Origin of the sequence: Ruania albidiflava DSM 18029, assembly GCF_000421225.1 — a bacterium.
Lineage (GTDB): Bacteria > Actinomycetota > Actinomycetes > Actinomycetales > Beutenbergiaceae > Ruania > Ruania albidiflava.
Window position 1 is genome coordinate 235,365 of sequence record NZ_ATWL01000001.1, and the last position, 19,016, is coordinate 254,380.

The following is a 19,016-nucleotide window of genomic DNA, read 5'->3' on the forward strand; positions in this document are numbered from 1 at the left end:
CGCACACCTCCACGCTACGCTGTCGCGGGCGCGAGCGCGAGGTCACTCCATCCGGTCGATCGCCGCCTGCAGGAGTGCGGTGTGCAGCGCTGTGAACGTCTTCGCCAGCTCGCTGGCCAGCGCGTGCGACCGGGCGCGGGCACCGCTGGCAGAGGGACCGCTGCGCTGGGAGCGTACCGGTGCGACGACCTGCTCGATCAGGTCCACCTGCCGGTCGGCGGCGTTACGCACCGTCCGCAGGTGGCGCTGGTCGATACCGTGCTCGGCGAGCTGACCGGCCAGGGTGGCGATCTGCACTGCCACCGGCGGGTACTTGCCGCCCGCGTCCGTGCGCAGCAGCCCGCCGCGGGTGAGCGCATCCACAGTCGCCGCGTCGCACCCGGACCGCTGGGCCACCTGCTCGGCGGTGAGCCGGGACGGTACGGCCGGGGACACCAGGTCGCCGTCCTCGGTGACCACGCGGGCACCGGGCGCCGGCACGTCCGGACCGCCCTTGTCCAGCTCGCTGAGCCGCTCCCGCACCACCTTCCAGGGCAGGAACGAGTCCCGCTGGGCGGCGAGGCAGAACCGCAGTCGCTCGACGTCCGCCTGGGAGTAGGTGCGGTAGCCGGAGGGGGTACGGTGCGGACTGACCAGCCCCTGGTCCTCCAGGAACCGGATCTTGGAGACCCGCACCGCCGGGAACTCCCGCTGCAAGATGCTCAGCGCCGAACCGATCGTCATCGTCGGGGTCCGGGAGACCCCGAACGGCCATCCGCCCTCAGTGCCCTGACCACCAGCCGACTGCTCGCCCGGTGCGGCTGCTCCCGCCGGGCTCACTGCTCGGAGGAGGGGGCCGAGACGGACGCGTCCTCACCGCGGCGTGGACTGGGGTGGAAGGTGAGCCGATACTTGCCGATCTGCACCTCGTCGCCCGCCTGCAGCGTGGCTTCGTCGATGCGGGAACGGTTCACGTAGGTACCGTTCAGGCTGCCGACGTCCCGCACGGTGAACAGACCGGCCTCCCCGATGAACTCTGCGTGCTTGCGGGAGACGGTGACGTCGTCCAGGAAGATGTCCGCGGCCGGGTCGCGCCCCGCGGTCACCCGCGGTGCATCCAGCAGGAACCGGGCACCGGCATTCGGGCCGTGCTGGACGATCAGCAGCGCGGAGTGCGGGGGCAGCGCCTCGACCGCCGCCCGGTCGGTGGCGTCGATCGCACCCGGTGGGAGCTCCTCGTAGTCGGCCGGCACGATCCGGCCCAGGGCCGCCGTCGTGTGCGGCGCCGGGCTGCTGCCGGCAGCGGAGTCCGGACCCGTCGGGTTCGTCTCGTTGTCCGGAGCTGTCATAGCGCGCCTCCCCGTCCCAGTCTGCCTCGCGGCCTGTCACCATCCGCCGGGTGGTCCGGATGGGTGTGGATCGTTGACTCTACCGGTTCCACTCTAGTTCGCGGTACGCACCCAGGACAGCCCGGCCACAGCCCCCCCCCCCCCCCCCCCCCCCACCCGGCCGCAGCTGGACAGGGCCCGTCGGGGCGCGGCACCCTGCCCGGACACATCAGTCCTCCGGATCGGTGACTTCTGCGTGCTCCGGCTGGTCCACGTCCCGCACCGCGGTGATCTGCACCAGGTCACGTTCGACGAGATCCACGCTGGCGCCGATGTTGCGCATGCTCGCCATCGCACCGCCGGGGATGTCCAGGGCGACCGCGAGCGTCTCCGGCCCACCGATCGCCCGCCACTCGTACGGGGCGGAGATGCTCACCCCGTTGACCTGCAGCCCATCGACGGTGTCGACGAAGGCTGAGGAGGCGGTCAGCCGTTGTCCGGAGACCGAGATCGCCTCGGCACCGGCGTTGCGCATCTCCTCGAGCATGTGCACCATCCGCTGCGCGTCCACCGGTTGGTCACCCGGCACCACGGTGACCACGACCCCCGGCCCCTCCACGGGGACGGTCCCGGCCAGGATCGCCTGCAGCTGTGCGTAGTCCTCGGCGACCTGACGGTCCCCCGACCCGGAGGACAAGGCAGACAGGTCCCGGCGCAGCTGGGTGCGTTCTTCGGTGAGCTGTTGGTTGCGTTCGGTGACCTCGCTCATCAGCCGGACCAGGTCGTCCTGCCGCAGGGCTGCGAACTCGTCCTGCTCGGTCTGGCGTACCTGGGCGACGATCCCTAGACCCAGCAGCACGCTCATCAGGCCGATGAGCAGCTGCGCCCGCAGTGAGCGCCCCCGCCCGCTGCGCCGCCGGGTCGCGCCGCGGCCGGGCTGCTCCGGCTGCTGCGCGGCTGGCACCTGCGGCTGCTCAGCCGGCTCCTGCGGGCCGTCGTGCTCGTCCGTCATGCCTTGAAGACGTGTCGGCGGATGGAGGCCGCGTTGGAGAAGATCCGGATGCCCAGCACCACGACCACGGCGGTGCTCAGCTGGGAACCGACCCCGAGCTGGTCGCCGAGGAACACCAGCAGAGCAGCGATGACTACGTTGAACAGGAAGGACGTGACGAACACCCGCTCGTCGAACACGCCCTCCAGACGGGCCCGCACTGCGCCGAAGAGCGCGTCCAGAGCAGCGACGACGGCGATCGGCAGGTAGGGCTGCAGCTCTACCGGGACCGAGGGTTGCAGGATGAGGCCGAGCACGACCCCGACGAGCAGGCCGGCGACAGCGATCATCGAACCCTCCCTTGGTGCTTCGGGCACAGTCTTGCACGTCCAGCGCCTGACGCCCGGAGCCCGATCATGACGATTCGGTCACATACCGCAGTGCTGTACCCGGACCGCCGGGCAGCTCCAGGTCCTCGGCGGTGCTGATCGAGGAGGAGATGGAGTACTGCTGGGCGAGCAGGTTCAGGGCGGCGGCTGCTGCGGTCCGGGCGAACTCGGTGCGCAGCTCGTCCGGGTCGCCGACCACCGAGATCACGTACGGGGAGACCAACGGCTGCAGGTCGACCAGGATGGCATCGCCGGCGGTGCGGATCGCTGTGCGACCGGTGAGCCGGTGCCCGTTGATCGCGACCGCCTCTGCACCGGAGGCCCACAGCCCGTTCACCACCACCTGCAGATCGATGTCCTTGACCCGCTCGTCCTCAGTGCCCGGCTCCCCTCGGCTGGCCCGTTCGGAGTCGGCCATCGTCACCTGGATGCCTGGCCCGTGCACCGCTGTGGTCCCGGCCCAGACCGACAGCATCTCCGCCTCGTCGAGCAGCCCCTGCCCGGCGGGGCCGAGCAGCTGCGCCTGCCGATCGGTGATCTCCACGCGCAGGTGCTCGTTCTCCGCGAGCAGCTCGTCCCCCACTTCGGAGCGCTGTCGGAGCTCCTCGGCCAGCACGCTGGACGCACTGGGCACGCCACCGGTAGGTATGCGCAGCTCCCGCGCCGCCCACACCCCGGCAAGCCCGAGCACCAGGGCCAGGGCGAAGTTCAGCATGCGGCTGCCGATCGACGGCGTTCGCGCCCGACCCTGGCGGCGGGCGTCAGCGGCGGCGGCATACCCAGGATCCAGCGGCCGCTCGATCACCTCGTTGAGCAATGTCATGGAGGCATCCGGGCGCCGCCCGGTCACCGCGCCGCCGGCACGTGCCGGCGGCTGTGCCGTCATGACGCCCCCTCCCCGCTGGCCCGCTCCACCCGGAACCGGCCGACCACCTGGCGGAACTGGTTGAGGTACAGGACCCCGGCAGCCCAGTACAGGAAGACACCCCACAGGGCTGCAGCCCAACCGATGACCCAGGCGATCGTACCTACAGCGCCGTCGATGTGCGCCAGCAGCAGCAACGGGAAGGCGTACATGAGCGCGAACGTGCCCGCCTTGCCAGCCACGTGCACGGGGAACCCGGCGTAGCCGCGGCGCAGCATGTATGGCAGGCAGGCACCGACCGCCGCTTCTCGGGCCAGGATCGCCGCCACCAGCCACCACGGGATGATGTCCTGGTAGGCCAGTCCGACGATGGTGACGAAGATGAACAACCGGTCGGCGGAGGGGTCCAGGAACCTGCCCAGCCGGGAGGTCTGGTCGAACCTGCGTGCGACGACCCCGTCCAGCCAGTCGCTCAGCCCCGCGCACACCAGGACCACGAACGCAGCCACCAGGTGCCCTCGGACGATCAGCACACCGACCACCGGCACGGCCAGGAGCCGGACCAGGGAGATGATGTTCGGGATGGTGAGCACCCGATCACTCACCGGCGCGGCAGTGTCGCCGTCCGGATCGGGATCTGAGGTCGCGCTCACAGAGCGAGCGTAAGCGATCGTCGCGGTGGCAGCGTGGCACCCGCCGAGATCTGGGACACTGGGCACATGCTGCTCGCATTCTCCATCGCCCCGCTGGGCGCGGGCGAGTCGGTCACCGAAGCCGTCGCCGACGCCGTGGCGATCGTCCGCGAGTCCGGGTTGCCGTACCGCCTGGACTCGATGTTCACCACGGTCGAGGGCGACTGGGACGAGGTGCTCGCTGTGGTCCGGCGTGCCAGCGACGTGCTCACCGAGCGGGGCCATCGGGTCTCGTTGGTGATGAAAGCAGACATCCGCCCGGGGCGCAGCGGTGAGCTCACCGGCAAGGTGGAGCGCGTGGAGCAGGAGCTGGACCGCCGCACGAGCACGGTCTAGACCGTGGAGCTGCTCACCGGAGGCGGCCTGGCGGTCGCTGCAGGCCTGAACGCCTACGTGCCGCTGCTGCTGGTGGGGCTGCTCGGCCGGTTCACCCACCTGGTCACGCTGCCCCCGCAGTGGGGGTGGTTGAGCGGTGATGTCGCGCTGGTGGTGCTCGGTGTGCTGCTGCTGATCGAGGTGGTCGCAGACAAGGTGCCCTCGATCGACCATGTCAACGACCTGCTGCAGACCGTGGTGCGGCCGACCTCCGGCGGCGTCGTGTTCACCGCCGGCAGCACCGCTCAGACGCCAGCGGTGGCTCATCCGGCAGACCTGCTGCAGGCTCCGATCCTCCTGCCGTTCCTCATCGGGGTAGCTCTGGCACTGCTCACCCACCTGGGCAAAGCGGCGCTGCGAGCCGGGGTGAACCTGTCCACCGCGGGTGTGGGAGCTCCGGTGGTGTCCACGGTGGAAGACGTGTTCTCGGTGTCTCTGGGGGTGCTGGCGCTGCTGCTGCCGCTGCTCGTGCTGGTGGTCCTTCTTGCCGGGGTCGGGATCGGGGTGGGGATGGTCCGGCGCCGACGACACAAGGTAGGTTGAGCACTGTGAAGCCCGGGATGTGCCTACCGCACAAACAGCGGTCCGACCTGGTCGGTCGCGCGCGCACCAGTGTCGGCGGCCGCGCCCAAGCAGAACCGGTGGTCGCGTCATGAGCCAACCGGAACGCACCCGGATCAGTCGGGACCGTCGGCTGTGGCGGCTGGGCACCCGGCAGATGCTGATCACGTTGGCGCTGATCGTGCTGATCAATCTCGCCGCTCGCCGGCTGGGTCTCGGTTTTGCCGGCAGCATCGTGCTCTGCGCGGTGGTGGCCTTCACCTGGCCGTTCGTAGCCACCTGGTGGGCTCGCCGACGGCGCTGAGCCAGCGTCTCACTCCGGGCTGTGGGCCGAGTCCCGGGCCGGGTGCGGCACCGGGATGCCGCTCGGGTCCGTGGGGTAGTCCGGTCGCTGGTAGTACGGGTCGGCGCTCTCCGGGTCCGGCCCGGTGACCGGTGCTTCCGCTGGTGGTGGGCTAGCCGGGTAGGCGCCTCCTAGGTACCCCCGCCGCGACGTCTCGCCCGGCCCGGTCGGGCTCACCGGTGGGTCTGCGCTGTCCTCAGGACTGCCCCATCCGGCCTCCGGTGCCGGGTGCCGGTCCCGCCGCCTGCCACCTCGTGCGCCGCGCATCACTCCTCCTCGTCTCGCACCTGGCTTCAGCATCGGACGCCCCAGCGCCGCTGGCAAGTCGGTGCACCCAGAGGTCGGCTACTCCCCCACCCGGGCCCGCACCGACACCTGGTCCTGGGCGACGTCCACGTCGACCTCGCCCACCACCAGACCTCCGACCAGGTGCGCGCCCAGGTCGATCTGGCGCCCCTCCCAAGCCTGCAGGTGCCGGCCGATCATCGCCAGACCCATCGAGACCAGCGCGTTCTCGCTGCTGACGGTCAGGTCGCTGAGGGTGAGCAGCATCGCCTCGTCCACCGAGGCGGTGCCGCGACCCTCCACTGTCGCCGACAGGATGCCGCGACGCACCTGTGCCTGCACGTGCACTCGTGCGGTGCGCATGCCGTGCGCCTCGATCCGGAGCCGCACGCCGGTCAGGGTGAAGCCACGCTGGGCCAACAGCGGACCGCCGATGTGCAGCAGTGCCTCCTCCAGGTCTGCGATGCGGGCAACCACCTGCACCCGGCCTGCGGCGCGCCGCTCGGCGGGGGCGGCAGCCTCCTCCTGCGGCAGCAGCCAGAGCAGGCCGGCCCCGTCGGTCGTCCAGGCGGCCGGCAGGTGGGACAGCTCTCCGGTCACCTGCACCCGTACCCCGCGCACGGTCACCGGTGCTGCGGTCAGGGTGAGGTGGTCCACCGTGACCGGGGTGCCACTGGTTGCCGGTGGCTGAGCGGCCACAGGGTCGAGCTGTGCACCGTCGAGGTCCAGGTGCAGGGCGGCCAGGTGCTCGGCGCTGGTGCCGGTGCAGCTGACCCGGACGGTGTCCTCCCGCTGCGGGCGCAGCACGGTCAGCAGCCCGCGGGCCAGGCGGTCGGTGAGCTCTTCGTCGGTGGTCGGGACGGGCCCGGGTGAGAACGGCAGCATGGCACCTGTCTGTGCTCGACGATGGGTACCGGCGGTCAGCCGGCCGAGCACAGCCTACGCAGGTCAGGAAGCGTTCTGGGCCGCCGCGCTGAGGAGGTCGACGTAGTCCTGCAGGCCCCAGGTCAGGGACAGTGCCGTCGGTGGGGACATCGCGGCGACCAGTGGGTCGCCGGTCACGTTCGCGACCGCTCCGTCCTGGACGGCGGGGATCGCCTGGGCGTAGGACTGCTCCAGGAAGGTCTGGGCTTCCTCGTCGGTGGAGGCGTAGTTCACCAGGATGTCCGCCTCGAGCCGGTCGGTCTGCTCGTAGGACAGTCCGTAGACGAAGGTCTCCCCGCCGGTGTCCAGCTCGGTCACTGCCGGTGCGGACTCCAGACCGAGGTCGAGCAGGAAGTCGACCCGGGCGTCGGCGGGCTTGTAGACGTAGAACGTGCCGCCCACGTCCCACACCGCCGCGACGGTCAGGCCCTGCAGCTCCGGGTGCGCGTCCTCGGCGGCGGCCAGCTGCCCGTCCAGGTCCTCGACCAGGGCGGTGGCCGCCTCGGCCATCCCGAGGGAGCGGCCGACGATGTCGATCACGTCCCGCCACGGGGTGGTCCAGGCGGCCTCCGGGTAGGCGACGGTGGGGGCGATCTCGGAGAGCAGGTCGTACTGGTCGGCGGTGATCCCGGAGTACGGAGCGAGGATCAGGTCCGGCTCGAGCGCGTCGATGTCCTCGTAGGCGGGCTCCTCCACGGTGGCGGGCACCATCGTGGTCTCGGCGTCCATCTCCGCGAGCTTCTCGCTCACCCAGGGCAGCCGGCCGGCATCGTCCACGGCGTAGGTCTGGGTCTCGATCCCGACCGGCACCACACCGAGCGCCAGGGCAGCCTCGGTAGACCCCCAGCCCAGCGTCACCACCCGGGTGGGCTCGGCCTCGATCGTGGTGCTGCCGAAGGCGTGCTCGATCTCCACCGGTGCCCAGTCGCCCTGCCCGCCGGTGGGCTGCTCGGCAGGGCCGTCGTCGCTGCTGCCGCAGCCGGCCAGCAGTGCAGCAGCGGCCACCAGGGCGGTGGCGGCGAAGGTGCGTCGGTTCATCAGCTCTCCTCAGGGTTGGGGTGCTCGGCCCACCGGCACCACCATCGGGGTGCCGGTCACCGGGTCGTCCATCACGTGCGCGGTCAGTGCGAAGGCCTCCTGCACGACGGCGGGAGTCACCACCTCCGCAGGCGTCCCGGTGGCCTGCACGCGGCCTGCGTGCATCACCACGAGGTGGTCGGCGTACCGGGCGGCCAGGTTCAGGTCGTGCAGCACCATCACCACTGTGGTGCCCCGCTCGGCGTTCAGGCTGCGCAGCAGGTCCAGCACGTCCAGCTGGTGTGCCACGTCCAGGAACGTGGTCGGCTCGTCCAGGAGCAGCACACCGGTGTCCTGGGCCAGGGCCATGGCGATCCAGACCCGCTGCCGTTGACCACCGGAGAGGGAGTCCACCTCCCGGTCGGCCAGGTCCAACGTGTCCGTGCGCAGCAGAGCAGCGGCCACTGCAGCCTCGTCCGCTGGGGTCCACTGCCGGAACCAGCGCTGGTGCGGGTAGCGGCCTCGGGCCACCAGGTCGGCCACGGTGATCGACTCCGGGGCTACCGGGGTCTGCGGCAGGATGCCGAGCAGCTGTGCCACCTGCCGGGCCGGCCGGGTGTGCACCGACTGCCCGTCCAGGAGCACCTGTCCGGAGACGGGCCGCAGCAGGCGTGCCATGCCGCGCAGCAGGGTGGACTTGCCGCAGCCGTTCGCCCCGACGATCACGGTCACCTGACCCGCAGGTATGCGCAGGTCCAGGTCCCGCACCACGGGGGCGCCGTCGTAGCCGAGGCTGAGCTGGTCCGCACGCAGGTCGTGCTTGCTGCTCATCGGCTGGTCCTCCTGCTCGTCCCGGTTGCCAGCAGCCAAAGCAGGTAGGGCGCTCCGACCACGCCGGTGACGATGCCCACCGGTACCTCCAGCCCGGTGAGGAGCTGCTCGGCCACCAGCTCGGCGGCCAGCACCACCACCGCTCCGACCAGCGCGGCGGGCAGCAACGCTGCTCCGGCCGCCGGGAGCAGGCGGCGTGCGATCGGTGCGGACATGAATGCCACGAACGCGACCGGACCGGCCACAGCGGTGGCTACGGCGGCCAGTGCCACACCCACCAGCAGCACCAGCAGCCGACTGCGGGTGACGCGCACCCCGAGCCCGGCGGCGGTCTCGTCCCCGAGCTGCATCGCCCGCAACCGCCAACCGGCATAGCCGGTCAGCGGCAGCAGCAGGAGGAGACAGGCGGCCAGGATGCCGATCGTGCCCCAGGTGGGCGTGCCGATCGACCCCACCATCCAGACCAGGGCCGAGCGGACGTCGTCGACCTGGCTGCGGGTGATCAGATAGCCGATACCGGACTGGCAGACGAACGCCAGTCCCACGCCGACGAGCACGAACCGGTAGCCGCTGAGCTCTCCGCTCCAGGACAGCAGCAAGATCGCTGCGGCCACGACAGCCGCGCCGCCGAAGGCAGCCAGAGAGACCCACGCACCGGTCAGGCCTGCGAGCAGGATCGCCCCGGCGCCTGCCAACGAGGCACCACCGGTGACGCCGATGATGTCCGGGCTGGCCAGCGGGTTGCGCAGCACCACCTGGAACAGCGCGCCCGCGAGACCGAACGCCACCCCGACAGCCACGCTCAGCACCGCTCGCGGCAGCCGGAGCCGGACCGCGAACGAGCGGTCTCCGCCGAGGCCGAGCAGGTGCTGCAGGTGCGCGACCGCCTCGGCCGGGGCGACGTCCCAGAGCACGGTCACCGCCACCAGCAGCAGCACCACGGCGACCAGCAGGAGCACCACCACGCGGTAGCGCCTGGCCGCACCGGCGCGCAGCCCGGTGACCTGCGCCACCCACGGCGCAGCGACGTCGCTCCCGGCACTCATACCTGCACCAGCCGTACTCTGCGCACGATCGCGATCATCACCGGTGCGCCGACCGCGGCCACCACCAGCCCTGCTTCCAGCTCGTCCCTAGGCACCAGCAGCCGGCCGAGCACGTCGGCAGCGAGCAGCAGAACCGGTCCGTACAACAGTGCGCCAGCCAGGATCCAGCGGTAGTCGGGTCCCACGAGCATCCGGACCAGGTGCGGGACGACGAGTCCGACGAACACGATCGGCCCGGCCAGCGCAGTGGCGGTGCCGGCGAGCAGCACCACCGCGACGGCGCACACCGCCCGGGTGAACCCGATCCGCACCCCCAGCCCACGGGCGAGGTCGGTACCCATCGCCACCAGGTTCAGCTGCCGGGCGGCCAGCACCGCCAGCAGCAGGCCCACGAGGAGGAACGGGGCAAGCGCCCAGGTGGTGGCCAGGTGGCCCGGCCCGTCCCGACCGGCCAGTGAACCCACTGACCAGAACCGGTAGGTGTTCACCGTGCGGGTGCTGGACAGCAGGATCAACGTGATCACCGAGGTCACGCCCGCGGTCACGGCGGTGCCGGCGAGCGCCAGGGTGACGGGGGTGGCACCGTCCCGGGTGAACGAGCCGACCAGGTACACGATCGCAGTGGCGAGTGCGGCACCGCCGAGTGCGAACCAGATGAACGAGCTCGGCCGGCTCACCCCGAGGTAGGCGATGGCCAGCACGACCAGCAGCGAGGCTCCAGCGTTCACCCCGAGCAGCCCGGGGTCGGCGAGCGGGTTGCGAGTGATGCCCTGCATCACCGTACCCGCAGCGGCCAGGCACGCCCCGACCAGCAGCCCGAGCAGCGTGCGGGGCAGCCGTTGGTCGAGCACCACGTCCTGACCGTGTGCACCGTCCTGGTGGTCCACCAACGCCTGCCAGACGACCCCCAGGTCGATGTCCCGCGACCCGAGCGCCAGGCTGGCGACCACGGCGAGCAGCAGCAGAGCGAGGCCCAGGACCAGGGTGAGCCTGCGCCGTCGGGCGGAGCGGGATCCGCGCACGGGACGCAGCAGCGCCCCGGTGAGGTCCGGGGTGGAAGGCTCGGTCGGGGCGAGCGTCACTGCCCTTCGGCGCGCCCCTGGCGCCAGTACCCCATGAAGGCCACCCGACGACGGCACACGCCCACCTCGGACACCAGGAACCGGCGCAGCGTCTTGATCACACCGGCCTCCCCGGCGAACCAGGCGTAGAACTCCCCGCCGCACCGCTCACCGCGGCCGCAGGAGTCGATCGGCTGCACCTGCAGCACCGGTGAGTCCCAGAGCAGCTGGGCATCCACGTCCACGTCCTCCAGCGACTGGGAGACGACCGCCTTCGCCGGGGCGATCGCCTCCAGGTGCCGTGCCGCCCAGTCCCGGACGGCCGGGACCAGCGCGTGGCCGTGCGGATGCTCCTCCCGGGCCAACCAGGTGATGTCGGCGCCCTGCGGCAGGTGCACGTCGAGGAAGTCAGCGGGGCTGGGCACCTCGATGAAGGCGTGCGCCGTGCGGCCCGGCTCGAGCGCCTCGAGGATCGCGCAGATCGCCGGCGCCGCGGTCTCGTCGCCGGCGAGCAGCATCTCCTGTGCGGCACCGGGAGCCCAGTCCCGCCCGCCCGCGGAGTGGATGGACCGGGCGTCCGGTCCGACGACGACGAGCTCGTCGTCGCGGGCGGCCTGCTGCACCCACCTGGAGGCGGGGCCACCGTCACCGTGCACCACCATGTCCACGTCCACCTCGGCCAGCTCCGGGCGCACCGCCCGCACCGTGTAGGTGCGCATCGGGCTGCGCTCGTCTTCCGGCAGGGTGCGCCAGTCCTCGTACCAGGTGCCACGGCGGATGGCCGCCTCGTCGTCTGCGCCGACGTCGGTGAGCTGACCGTCGGGCGCCGGGAAGAGCAGCTTGATCCGCTGGTCGTCGCCGTCGGTGCCGAAGTAGCCCAGCTGTGGACCGGTCAGGGTCACCCGCACGAAGTGCGGGCTGAGACGGTGCACGTGCCGCACGCTCGCACGGAACGGGCGGTAGGCGGGGCGATCGTCCTTCTCCGGGGCGGGCGGTGCGGGGGCCACGGACTGCGGTGTGGAGACGGCCATGGGCACAGTCAACCACGCCAGAGGCAGATACGTCACGCCGACCTTTCATATATCCGGGGGTCGTGACTGATGCCACAGCCCTCAACTTCTGAGACGAGGCTGCTCATCAAGCGGTCACTTGTGTAGTCTCGTGCGGATCGTCCCGAAGAGAGAGCACTCGCCATGAAGCGCACCGCCACCGCCCTCCTGGGAGCCACTGCCCTGGCTGCCACGCTCGGCCTGTCCGCCTGCGGTGAGGAGTCCACCGGTTCCGGCGGCCAGGACAGCTATCAGATCGGTATCACCCAGATCGTGGAGCACCCGTCCCTGGACGCTGCCCGGGAAGGGTTCAAGCAGGCCCTGGCCGACGCCGGTCTCGAGGTCAGCTACGACGAGCAGAACGCCCAGGGTGACCAGTCCACCGCGACCTCGATCGCGACCACGTTCGCCAGCAGCGACCTGGACCTGGTGCTCGCTATCGCCACGCCCACGGCGCAGGCCAGTGTGCAGGCGATCACCGATGTGCCGATCCTCGTCACCGCGGTCACCGACCCGGTGGAGGCCGGCTTGGTGGACAGCTGGGACGCACCGGGCGGGAACGTCACCGGTACCTCGGACATCAACCCGGTGGACGAGCAGCTGGGTCTGCTCACCGAGCTGGCCCCGGAGGTGCAGACGGTCGGCATCGTGTACAGCGCCGGAGAGGTGAACTCCACGATCCAGGTGGACCTGGCCCGTACCGCAGCCGAGGACCTCGGGCTGCAGGTCGAGGAGGCCACCGTCACCAACTCCGCAGAGGTGCAGCAGGGCGCCGAGTCGCTGGACGTGGACGCCTACTACGTACCCACCGACAACACCGTCGTCTCAGCGCTGGAGGCACTGCTGCAGGTAGCGGAGTCACGGTCGCTGCCGGTGATCGCTGCTGAGGGGGACAGCGTGGAGCGCGGCGCGCTGGCCACCTACGGTCTGGACTACGAGCGGCTCGGGTACCAGACCGGCGAGATGGCGGTACAGGTGCTCACCGAGGGCGCCGATCCGGCAGCGATGCCGATCGAGACCCAGGACGAGCTGTCCCTGGTCTTGAACGCGGACACCGCCGAACGGATCGGGCTCGAGCTGCCGCCCGAGCTCGTGGACTCCGCCGACACCGTCTACGAATGATGTCTCCGCGATGATCGGAGCTCTCGAGCTGGGCCTCATCTACGCGCTGATGGCACTGGGGGTCTACCTGACCTTCCGGATCCTGGACTTCCCGGACCTCACCGTGGATGGTTCGTTCACCACCGGAGGCGGCACTGCTGCGGTGCTGATCCTCGCCGGCACGTCACCGTGGGTAGCCATGCTGGCGGCCACCGGAGCCGGTGTGCTGGCCGGGGTGACCACCGGTCTGCTGCACACCAAGGGCAGGATCAACCCGCTGTTGGCCGGCATCCTCACCCAGATCGGTCTCTACTCGATCAACCTGCGCATCATGGGGGCGCCGAACCTCCCGCTGTTGCGCGAAGAGACGGTGATCACGCCGTTACGAGACGCCGGGCTCCTCGGCGGGGCGGTCGCCGTGGCGATCTTCGCGGCGATGGCACTCGTGGTGAAGCTGGTGCTGGACTGGTTCCTGCACACCGACCAGGGCCTGGCGCTGCAGGCCACCGGAGACAACGAGCGGATGATCCGCAGCTTCGGGGTGAACACCGACCGCACCAAGATCATCGGTCTGGCCGTGTCCAACGGTCTGGTGGGGCTGTGCGGGGCCGTGGTGGTGCAGTACCAGGGGTACGCGAACATCGAGATGGGCATCGGGCTGATCATCGCCGGGCTCGCCTCGGTGATCGTGGGGCAGGCGCTGATCCCGTCCCGGCTGATCGTGTGGGCGACCCTGGCGGTGGTGGTCGGGTCGGTGCTCTACCGGCTGGCCATCCAGGTCGCCCTGCAGGTGGGGCTGGAGGCGCAGGACATGAAGCTGATCTCCGCAGTGCTGGTGGTCATCGCGCTCCTGCTGCCGCAGTGGTCGCCGCTGCGGCGCCTGCCCACGCTCCGCTCGCTCACCCGGTCAGCGGCGGTGTCCGCCGACGGAGAGGGCCGCTGATGCTCGAGCTGACCACGATCAGCAAGACGTTCTTCGCCGGGACGGTGAACGAGCGGTTGGCGCTGCGGGATGTGAGCCTGCGACTGGCACCGGCGGAGTTCGTGACCGTGATCGGTTCCAACGGCGCCGGGAAGTCCACACTGCTGAACATCGTTGCCGGCGCACTGACCCCGGACCACGGCAGCGTGCAGATCGATGGCAGAGACGTGACCCGGCTGCCGGACCACCGGCGGGCCCGCACCATCGGGCGGGTGTTCCAGGATCCGATGGCCGGGACCGCACCGTCGATGACCATCGAGGAGAACTTGGCGATCGCCTATGCCCGTGGACAGCGGCGGGGGCTGCACCGCGGGGTGACCCGGTCGAAGCGGGAGCTGTTCCGCACTGAGCTCGCGTCGCTGGAGCTGGGCCTGGAGCACCGGCTGAAGACCACTGTCGGGCTGCTCTCCGGCGGCCAGCGGCAAGCACTGTCGCTGCTGATGGCCACCTTCTCCGAGCCGAAGATCCTGCTGCTGGACGAGCACACCGCCGCTCTCGACCCGAGGCGGGCCGAGCTGGTCGCAGGACTGACCACGGCAGCAGTGCGACGCCACCGGCTCACCACGTTGATGGTGACGCACAACATGGACCAGGCCCTGCGACTGGGCACCCGGCTGATCATGATGCACGAGGGTCGGATCGTGGTGGACATCGAGGGTGAGCGCAAGCGGCGCGCCACCGTCGCGGACCTGCTCGACGCGTTCGAACGCGTCAAGGGTGCCGAGCTGGACGACCGGACGCTGCTGCAGTAACCCCCAGGACAGCACTGGGCTCGACCGCGCTCTCCCCCGCACGGCGGAGGACCGCCAGACCCACCGCGACTATCCTGGGTGGTCATGTCCACCGCTGCCGCCACACCTGAGCAGCTCAGTCGCCGGACCCGGCTGTTCCACTGGTTGAACGACCCCGAGGATCCTCACTGGGAGCGGCCCGGGCCGACCCGGGCGCAGCGTCGGCACGACGTGCTCAGCGCGGTGCTCGCCCTCGGCGTGGGCCTGCTGATGGTGATGTTCGCCAAGTCCTTCGGGATGCGGATTCCTGCCGAGGCCACCTGGCGCGGCTATCTGGCGGTAGCGCTGATGGTGCTGCCCCTGGCGGCTCGGCGCACGTTCCCGCTGATCACCCTGGTGCTCGCCTCGGCGCTGTTCCTGGCGCTGAGCTACCTGAGTCCGGAGGCGGCCACGTCGCTGACGTTCCAGGTCGCCTACTTCGTCTCCCTCTACTCCGCCGTAGCGTGGGCACGGGACCGGCGGACGTTGTGGATCCTGGGTGCCCTGGTGATCGTGGAGATGGCGGTGTGGCTCACCGTCACGTTCACACTGACCAACGCCTTCACCAGTGAGGACCTGTTCGAGGACGCCGCCGGCCCGATAGCACCGATGCTCGCCTACGTACTGTTCACCACGGTGATGAACCTGGCCTACTTCGGCGGTGCGATCCTGATCGGGCGGACCAGCTGGCGCGGTGCCCTGGAGCGCAGCCGCGCCGACGCCCATGCCCGGCAGCTGGCCGAGCAGGCCGAAGAGCTGGCCCGCCGTGCCGTGGTCGACGAACGGATCCGCATCGCCCGCGAGCTGCACGACGTGGTCGCCCACCACGTCTCGGTGATCGGGATCCAGGCTGCGGCGGCGCGGCGGGTGATGGACCGTTCCCCGGAGCAGGCGACCGGTGCGCTACGCACAGTGGAGTCGGCCAGCCGGGAGGCGGTCACCGAGATGCGCTCCCTGCTCAAGCTGCTCCGGGACGACGAGGGCGTACCGGACGCGGACGGTGCCCGGTTGCCCGAGCCCGGGCTGGCTGACCTGGAGGACCTGGCCGCCACCTACGCCCCCTCCGGCCTGCAGGTGACGGTGAACCGGGTGGAGGCCTCCCCCGGTGACCTGGCGGCGGTGCCGTCCCCGCTCGCGCTCTCCGCGTACCGGTGCGTGCAGGAGTCGCTGACCAACGTCAGCCGGCACTCCACCGCCACCCAGGCCCAGGTGACCGTGCGCTGCGGGGGCCGGGACTCGCAGCAGTGGTTGGAGGTGGAGGTGCTGGACGCCGGACGTCCGCGACCGGGTACGACCGGGACCGGGTACGGTCTACGCGGCATCACCGAGCGTGCCGACCTGCACCAGGGCCTGGTCGAGGTCGGTCCGCGGGCGCACCACCCCGGCTGGCGGGTGCGGGTCCGGTTCCCTCTGCCACGCCAGCAACAGCTCATCCAACCGGCCGACGAGAGGACCTTGGCATGACGATCCGCGTGGCACTGGTGGACGACCAGTCGCTGGTCCGGTCCGGGTTCGCGATGGTGCTCTCGGTCGAGGACGACATCGAGGTGGTCGGGCAGGCCTCCGATGGTGCCGAGGCGGTGCAGCTGATCACCCGGGAGCGACCGGACGTGGTGCTGATGGATGTGCAGATGCCGGTGCTGGACGGGATCGAGGCCACTCGGCAGGTGGTGGCCGCGGACCTGGCGAAGGTCATCATCCTGACCACCTTCGACCGGGACGACTACCTGTTCTCAGCGCTCCAGGCGGGGGCGAGCGGGTTCCTGCTGAAGAATGCCGACCCGGACGAGCTGGTCGGGGCGATCCATGCTGTGGCGGAGGGGCATGCGTTGCTCAGCCCGGAAGTGACCGTCCGGGTGATTGCACGCCTGGCGCAGGACGAGTCCCGCCAGCCGGGCCCCAGCCCGTCGACGACGCCCCCTCCGCTGCCGCCGGTGGCCCCACCTGTCGATCCGCTCACCTCCCGCGAGCTGGACGTGCTCGCCCTGCTCGCCGAGGGGATGTCGAACGCGGAGATCGCCACCGAGCTGTACGTCGGCGAGGCAACGGTCAAGACGCACGTCTCCCACGTGCTGGCCAAGATCGGTGCGCGGGACCGGGTGCAAGCCGTGGTCTACGCCCACCGCGCCGGCCTGATCCGCCCGCCCTCCGGCGTGTCACCCCGGCCGGGCGCCTGACCCGCTCCCCCGCAGGGCGGAGAGCCGCCGCCACCGGCGCTGCCACGCGCACCGATCTCCCTCCCGTGGCCGACGCGCCCGGTACCCCTGCCCGCATAGTGTCGTGGCGTCAGCACGCCGTACCAGGGAGACACGATGACCAGCCCACCCCAGCTCGACGTCCACCACCTGACCCGGCGGTTCGGGGCGAACGTCGCAGTCGATGACGTCTCGTTCTCCGTCCGGCCCGGGCAGATGACCGGTTTTGTCGGGGCCAACGGCGCCGGGAAGACCTCGACGATGCGGATGATCATGGGCGTGCTGGCGATCCACGGTGGCGAGGTGCACTGGGACGGCCGACCGATCACCCGCGAGGACCGGGCACGGTTCGGCTACATGCCCGAGGAACGGGGCCTCTACCCGAAGCAGGGCATCCTCGACCAGCTGACCTACCTGGGCCAGCTGCGCGGGCTGAGCCGCCACGATGCCGCCCAGGAGGCGACCCGGCTGCTGGAACGCTTCGGCCTGGGCGGGCGCACGCGGGACAAGCTCGAGTCGCTCTCCCTGGGAAACCAGCAGCGCGTGCAGGTGGCCGCCGCACTGCTGCACGGTCCGACCGCCCTGATCCTGGACGAACCGTTCTCCGGTCTGGACCCGGTCGCGGTGGACTCTATGGTCGACCTGATCAGTGAACGGCTGCGGGACGGCGTGCCCGTGCTGTTCTCCAGCCACCAGCTGGACCTGGTGGACCGGTTGTGCGACTCGCTGGTGGTGCTGGCCGACGGACGGGTCCAGGCCTACGGCAGCGCCGACGAGCTGCGTTCCCGGGGTCCGCAGCGCTACCGCATCCGCACCGGCCACGACGCCGGCTGGCTGCGGGAGGAGCCGGGGGTGCAGGTACTGGACGTGGACGGTCCCACCGCCCTGCTGCAGCTGCCGGACGGTATCCCGGACGGGCTGCTCGCCCGCGCTGTGCAGCACGACCTGGTCGAGTTCTCCCCCCTCGTGCCCAGCCTGGCCGACATCTACCGTGAGGTGACCCGATGAGTACCACTACCCAGTCCCCCGACCGGACCCCGACCGCGGCGGCACCAGCGCGCACACCGGCACACCCGTGGCTGGTGGTGACCGTCCGGGAGGTGGTGGTCAAACTCACCGACCGGTCCTTCGTCCTGTCCACTGCGCTGATGGTCGTGCTGATCGTGGCCGGCGTCGGCATCTCCGCCTTCATGGGAGGCCGCAGCACGACCTTCGACGTCGGCGCTGTGGACACCTCCACCGGCACAGTCGCACAGGGGGCGCAGCAGCTCATCGCTGCCGGCGGCGATGACCTGCAGGTGACCTCCTACGACTCCGAGGACGCGCTGCGGGCAGCGGTCCTGGACGAGGAGGTGGACGCCGGGCTGGTCCAGGGCCAGGACGGGTTCACGCTGATCGGTAACGACGAGATCGACCCGACGTTGCAGCGTGCGGTGAGCTCCGCCGTCGAGGAGCACGTGCTCAGCCAGAACGCTGAGGCGGCCGGCACCACGCTGGCCGAGCTGCGCGAGGGCGCCACGGTGAGCACCACGTTGATCGGCGCGGACGCGGGCCGGGCGACCGCAGCCCAGGTCGCGGGGTTCATCTTCGCGTTCCTGTTCTACATGTCCGCGATCATGTTCGGCATGACGATCGCCAACTCGGTGCTGGAGGAGAAGCAGAACCGGGTGGTGGAGATCCTCGCTACCGCGATCCCGGTCCGGCAGATCCTCTACGGCAAGGTGCTCGGCAACTCGCTGCTCGCCTTCGGTCAGATCGCCCTCTTCGGGGTGGTCGGTCTGATCGGGGTAAACGTCGCCGGGATGGCCTCGGACGTGGGCTGGCTGCTCAGCGCGTCCGGCTGGTTCGCCGCATTCTTCGTGGCCGGGTTCATCGCGCTGGCCGCCGTCTGGGCGGTGCTCGGATCGCTGGCCAGCCGGTCGGAGGACCTGCAGTCCAGCACCGGCCCGGTGATCGGCGTGATCATGGTGGCGCTGTTCGCCGGTCTCTTCGCCCAGGGAATGCTGCTGCAGGTGGCCAGCTTCGTGCCCGTGGTCTCCTCAGTGGCCATGCCCATCCGGCTGCTCGCCGGGGAGGTGCCGCTGTGGCAGCCGGTGGTCTCGTTGCTGCTCACCCTGGTGGCCGCCGGTCTGCTGATCCGCCTCGGTGAGCGCATCTACCAGCGAGCTGTCATGCACTCCGGTGCGGCGATCAGCTGGCGGCAGGCGTTCCGCCTGGAGTCCTGACCGTCCC

General features: G+C 70.7%; 23 protein-coding genes. 10 read left to right on the forward strand and 13 right to left on the reverse strand.

What is annotated here, in order from left to right; genetic code table 11:
• Positions 1 to 42 precede the first annotated feature (42 nt).
• From ftsR to K338_RS0101105, 6 genes are all read right to left on the reverse strand, one after another.
• The gene (ftsR, locus tag K338_RS19745; RefSeq protein WP_022916335.1) at positions 43 to 819 is read right to left on the reverse strand and encodes a transcriptional regulator FtsR; all 777 of its coding nucleotides are present in this window, start codon (positions 817 to 819) and stop codon (positions 43 to 45) included.
• Positions 816 to 1,328, reverse strand: coding sequence for an FHA domain-containing protein (locus K338_RS0101085; protein WP_022916336.1), 513 nt, complete (start codon positions 1,326 to 1,328; stop codon positions 816 to 818). Before K338_RS0101085 ends, ftsR begins: the two co-directional genes overlap by 4 nt.
• A gap of 208 nt (positions 1,329 to 1,536) precedes the next feature.
• On the reverse strand, positions 1,537 to 2,319 hold the full coding sequence (locus K338_RS19750) for a DUF881 domain-containing protein (protein WP_022916337.1): 783 nt from the start codon (positions 2,317 to 2,319) through the stop codon (positions 1,537 to 1,539).
• The gene (locus K338_RS0101095) at positions 2,316 to 2,648 is read right to left on the reverse strand and encodes a small basic family protein (RefSeq protein ID WP_022916338.1); all 333 of its coding nucleotides are present in this window, start codon (positions 2,646 to 2,648) and stop codon (positions 2,316 to 2,318) included. Before K338_RS0101095 ends, K338_RS19750 begins: the two co-directional genes overlap by 4 nt.
• 64 nt (positions 2,649 to 2,712) lie before the next feature.
• Positions 2,713 to 3,573: a DUF881 domain-containing protein gene (locus tag K338_RS19755; protein ID WP_022916339.1), complete on the reverse strand. Its 861-nt coding sequence runs from the start codon at positions 3,571 to 3,573 to the stop codon at positions 2,713 to 2,715.
• On the reverse strand, positions 3,570 to 4,205 hold the full coding sequence (locus tag K338_RS0101105) for a CDP-alcohol phosphatidyltransferase family protein (RefSeq protein ID WP_022916340.1): 636 nt from the start codon (positions 4,203 to 4,205) through the stop codon (positions 3,570 to 3,572). The genes K338_RS19755 and K338_RS0101105 overlap by 4 nt, the downstream gene beginning before the upstream one ends.
• Before the next feature lie 66 nt (positions 4,206 to 4,271).
• Between K338_RS0101105 and K338_RS0101110 the strand changes: the two genes are divergently transcribed.
• From K338_RS0101110 to K338_RS0101120, 3 genes are all read left to right on the forward strand, one after another.
• Positions 4,272 to 4,580, forward strand: a complete 309-nt coding sequence (locus K338_RS0101110; protein WP_027286291.1) for an MTH1187 family thiamine-binding protein — start codon at positions 4,272 to 4,274, stop codon at positions 4,578 to 4,580.
• 3 nt (positions 4,581 to 4,583) lie between these two features.
• Positions 4,584 to 5,162: a DUF4126 domain-containing protein gene (locus K338_RS0101115; RefSeq protein WP_022916342.1), complete on the forward strand. Its 579-nt coding sequence runs from the start codon at positions 4,584 to 4,586 to the stop codon at positions 5,160 to 5,162.
• Between the two features lie 109 nt (positions 5,163 to 5,271).
• A complete protein-coding gene (locus K338_RS0101120; RefSeq protein ID WP_022916343.1) occupies positions 5,272 to 5,484 on the forward strand; it encodes a hypothetical protein in 213 nt (70 codons plus the stop codon).
• 9 nt (positions 5,485 to 5,493) lie between these two features.
• On the opposite strand, the gene K338_RS0101125 is transcribed toward K338_RS0101120, so the two are convergent.
• The 7 genes from K338_RS0101125 to K338_RS0101155 form a co-directional block, all read right to left on the reverse strand.
• Positions 5,494 to 5,790, reverse strand: coding sequence for a hypothetical protein (locus K338_RS0101125; protein WP_022916344.1), 297 nt, complete (start codon positions 5,788 to 5,790; stop codon positions 5,494 to 5,496).
• Between the two features lie 78 nt (positions 5,791 to 5,868).
• Positions 5,869 to 6,693 (reverse strand): hypothetical protein, encoded by an 825-nt coding sequence (locus tag K338_RS0101130; protein ID WP_022916345.1) that lies wholly within the window; start codon positions 6,691 to 6,693, stop codon positions 5,869 to 5,871.
• A 63-nt stretch (positions 6,694 to 6,756) separates the two neighbouring features.
• A complete protein-coding gene (locus tag K338_RS0101135; protein ID WP_022916346.1) occupies positions 6,757 to 7,770 on the reverse strand; it encodes an iron-siderophore ABC transporter substrate-binding protein in 1,014 nt (337 codons plus the stop codon).
• Positions 7,771 to 7,779: 9 nt separating this feature from the next.
• Positions 7,780 to 8,580 (reverse strand): ABC transporter ATP-binding protein, encoded by an 801-nt coding sequence (locus K338_RS0101140; protein WP_022916347.1) that lies wholly within the window; start codon positions 8,578 to 8,580, stop codon positions 7,780 to 7,782.
• Positions 8,577 to 9,626 carry a FecCD family ABC transporter permease gene (locus tag K338_RS19760; protein WP_022916348.1) on the reverse strand — a complete coding sequence of 350 codons (1,050 nt, stop codon included), beginning with the start codon at positions 9,624 to 9,626 and terminating at the stop codon, positions 8,577 to 8,579. Before K338_RS19760 ends, K338_RS0101140 begins: the two co-directional genes overlap by 4 nt.
• Positions 9,623 to 10,708, reverse strand: coding sequence for a FecCD family ABC transporter permease (locus K338_RS0101150; RefSeq protein ID WP_022916349.1), 1,086 nt, complete (start codon positions 10,706 to 10,708; stop codon positions 9,623 to 9,625). The genes K338_RS19760 and K338_RS0101150 overlap by 4 nt, the downstream gene beginning before the upstream one ends.
• Positions 10,705 to 11,718, reverse strand: a complete 1,014-nt coding sequence (locus K338_RS0101155; RefSeq protein WP_022916350.1) for a siderophore-interacting protein — start codon at positions 11,716 to 11,718, stop codon at positions 10,705 to 10,707. Before K338_RS0101155 ends, K338_RS0101150 begins: the two co-directional genes overlap by 4 nt.
• Positions 11,719 to 11,880: 162 nt before the next feature.
• Between K338_RS0101155 and K338_RS0101160 the strand changes: the two genes are divergently transcribed.
• The 7 genes from K338_RS0101160 to K338_RS0101190 all read left to right on the forward strand — a co-directional run bounded on the left by K338_RS0101160 (position 11,881) and on the right by K338_RS0101190 (position 19,009).
• Positions 11,881 to 12,858, forward strand: a complete 978-nt coding sequence (locus K338_RS0101160) for an ABC transporter substrate-binding protein (RefSeq protein WP_022916351.1) — start codon at positions 11,881 to 11,883, stop codon at positions 12,856 to 12,858.
• A 10-nt stretch (positions 12,859 to 12,868) separates the two neighbouring features.
• Positions 12,869 to 13,780, forward strand: coding sequence for an ABC transporter permease (locus K338_RS0101165; protein WP_022916352.1), 912 nt, complete (start codon positions 12,869 to 12,871; stop codon positions 13,778 to 13,780).
• Entirely contained in the window at positions 13,780 to 14,571 is a 792-nt protein-coding gene (locus K338_RS0101170) for an ABC transporter ATP-binding protein (protein ID WP_022916353.1), read from the forward strand. The genes K338_RS0101165 and K338_RS0101170 overlap by 1 nt, the downstream gene beginning before the upstream one ends.
• Positions 14,572 to 14,655: 84 nt before the next feature.
• A complete protein-coding gene (locus K338_RS19765; RefSeq protein ID WP_022916354.1) occupies positions 14,656 to 16,053 on the forward strand; it encodes a sensor histidine kinase in 1,398 nt (465 codons plus the stop codon).
• Positions 16,050 to 16,766: a response regulator gene (locus K338_RS0101180; protein WP_022916355.1), complete on the forward strand. Its 717-nt coding sequence runs from the start codon at positions 16,050 to 16,052 to the stop codon at positions 16,764 to 16,766. The genes K338_RS19765 and K338_RS0101180 overlap by 4 nt, the downstream gene beginning before the upstream one ends.
• Before the next feature lie 135 nt (positions 16,767 to 16,901).
• Positions 16,902 to 17,792, forward strand: coding sequence for an ABC transporter ATP-binding protein (locus K338_RS0101185; RefSeq protein WP_022916356.1), 891 nt, complete (start codon positions 16,902 to 16,904; stop codon positions 17,790 to 17,792).
• Positions 17,789 to 19,009: an ABC transporter permease gene (locus K338_RS0101190; protein ID WP_022916357.1), complete on the forward strand. Its 1,221-nt coding sequence runs from the start codon at positions 17,789 to 17,791 to the stop codon at positions 19,007 to 19,009. The genes K338_RS0101185 and K338_RS0101190 overlap by 4 nt, the downstream gene beginning before the upstream one ends.
• Positions 19,010 to 19,016: the final 7 nt, after the last annotated feature.

Bases quoted from the DNA above. Each gene is read 5' to 3' on its own strand.
- K338_RS0101085 (WP_022916336.1), bottom strand. From the start codon at position 1,328: ATGACAGCTCCGGACAACGAGACGAACCCGACGGGTCCGGACTCCGCT.
- K338_RS19750 (WP_022916337.1), bottom strand. From the start codon at position 2,319: ATGACGGACGAGCACGACGGCCCGCAGGAGCCGGCTGAGCAGCCGCAG.
- K338_RS0101095 (WP_022916338.1), bottom strand. From the start codon at position 2,648: ATGATCGCTGTCGCCGGCCTGCTCGTCGGGGTCGTGCTCGGCCTCATC.
- K338_RS19755 (WP_022916339.1), bottom strand. From the start codon at position 3,573: ATGACGGCACAGCCGCCGGCACGTGCCGGCGGCGCGGTGACCGGGCGG.
- K338_RS0101110 (WP_027286291.1), top strand. From the start codon at position 4,272: ATGCTGCTCGCATTCTCCATCGCCCCGCTGGGCGCGGGCGAGTCGGTC.
- K338_RS0101120 (WP_022916343.1), top strand. From the start codon at position 5,272: ATGAGCCAACCGGAACGCACCCGGATCAGTCGGGACCGTCGGCTGTGG.
- K338_RS0101125 (WP_022916344.1), bottom strand. From the start codon at position 5,790: ATGCGCGGCGCACGAGGTGGCAGGCGGCGGGACCGGCACCCGGCACCG.
- K338_RS0101130 (WP_022916345.1), bottom strand. From the start codon at position 6,693: ATGCTGCCGTTCTCACCCGGGCCCGTCCCGACCACCGACGAAGAGCTC.
- K338_RS0101135 (WP_022916346.1), bottom strand. From the start codon at position 7,770: ATGAACCGACGCACCTTCGCCGCCACCGCCCTGGTGGCCGCTGCTGCA.
- K338_RS0101140 (WP_022916347.1), bottom strand. From the start codon at position 8,580: ATGAGCAGCAAGCACGACCTGCGTGCGGACCAGCTCAGCCTCGGCTAC.
- K338_RS19760 (WP_022916348.1), bottom strand. From the start codon at position 9,626: ATGAGTGCCGGGAGCGACGTCGCTGCGCCGTGGGTGGCGCAGGTCACC.
- K338_RS0101155 (WP_022916350.1), bottom strand. From the start codon at position 11,718: ATGGCCGTCTCCACACCGCAGTCCGTGGCCCCCGCACCGCCCGCCCCG.
- K338_RS0101160 (WP_022916351.1), top strand. From the start codon at position 11,881: ATGAAGCGCACCGCCACCGCCCTCCTGGGAGCCACTGCCCTGGCTGCC.
- K338_RS0101165 (WP_022916352.1), top strand. From the start codon at position 12,869: ATGATCGGAGCTCTCGAGCTGGGCCTCATCTACGCGCTGATGGCACTG.
- K338_RS0101170 (WP_022916353.1), top strand. From the start codon at position 13,780: ATGCTCGAGCTGACCACGATCAGCAAGACGTTCTTCGCCGGGACGGTG.
- K338_RS19765 (WP_022916354.1), top strand. From the start codon at position 14,656: ATGTCCACCGCTGCCGCCACACCTGAGCAGCTCAGTCGCCGGACCCGG.
- K338_RS0101180 (WP_022916355.1), top strand. From the start codon at position 16,050: ATGACGATCCGCGTGGCACTGGTGGACGACCAGTCGCTGGTCCGGTCC.
- K338_RS0101185 (WP_022916356.1), top strand. From the start codon at position 16,902: ATGACCAGCCCACCCCAGCTCGACGTCCACCACCTGACCCGGCGGTTC.
- K338_RS0101190 (WP_022916357.1), top strand. From the start codon at position 17,789: ATGAGTACCACTACCCAGTCCCCCGACCGGACCCCGACCGCGGCGGCA.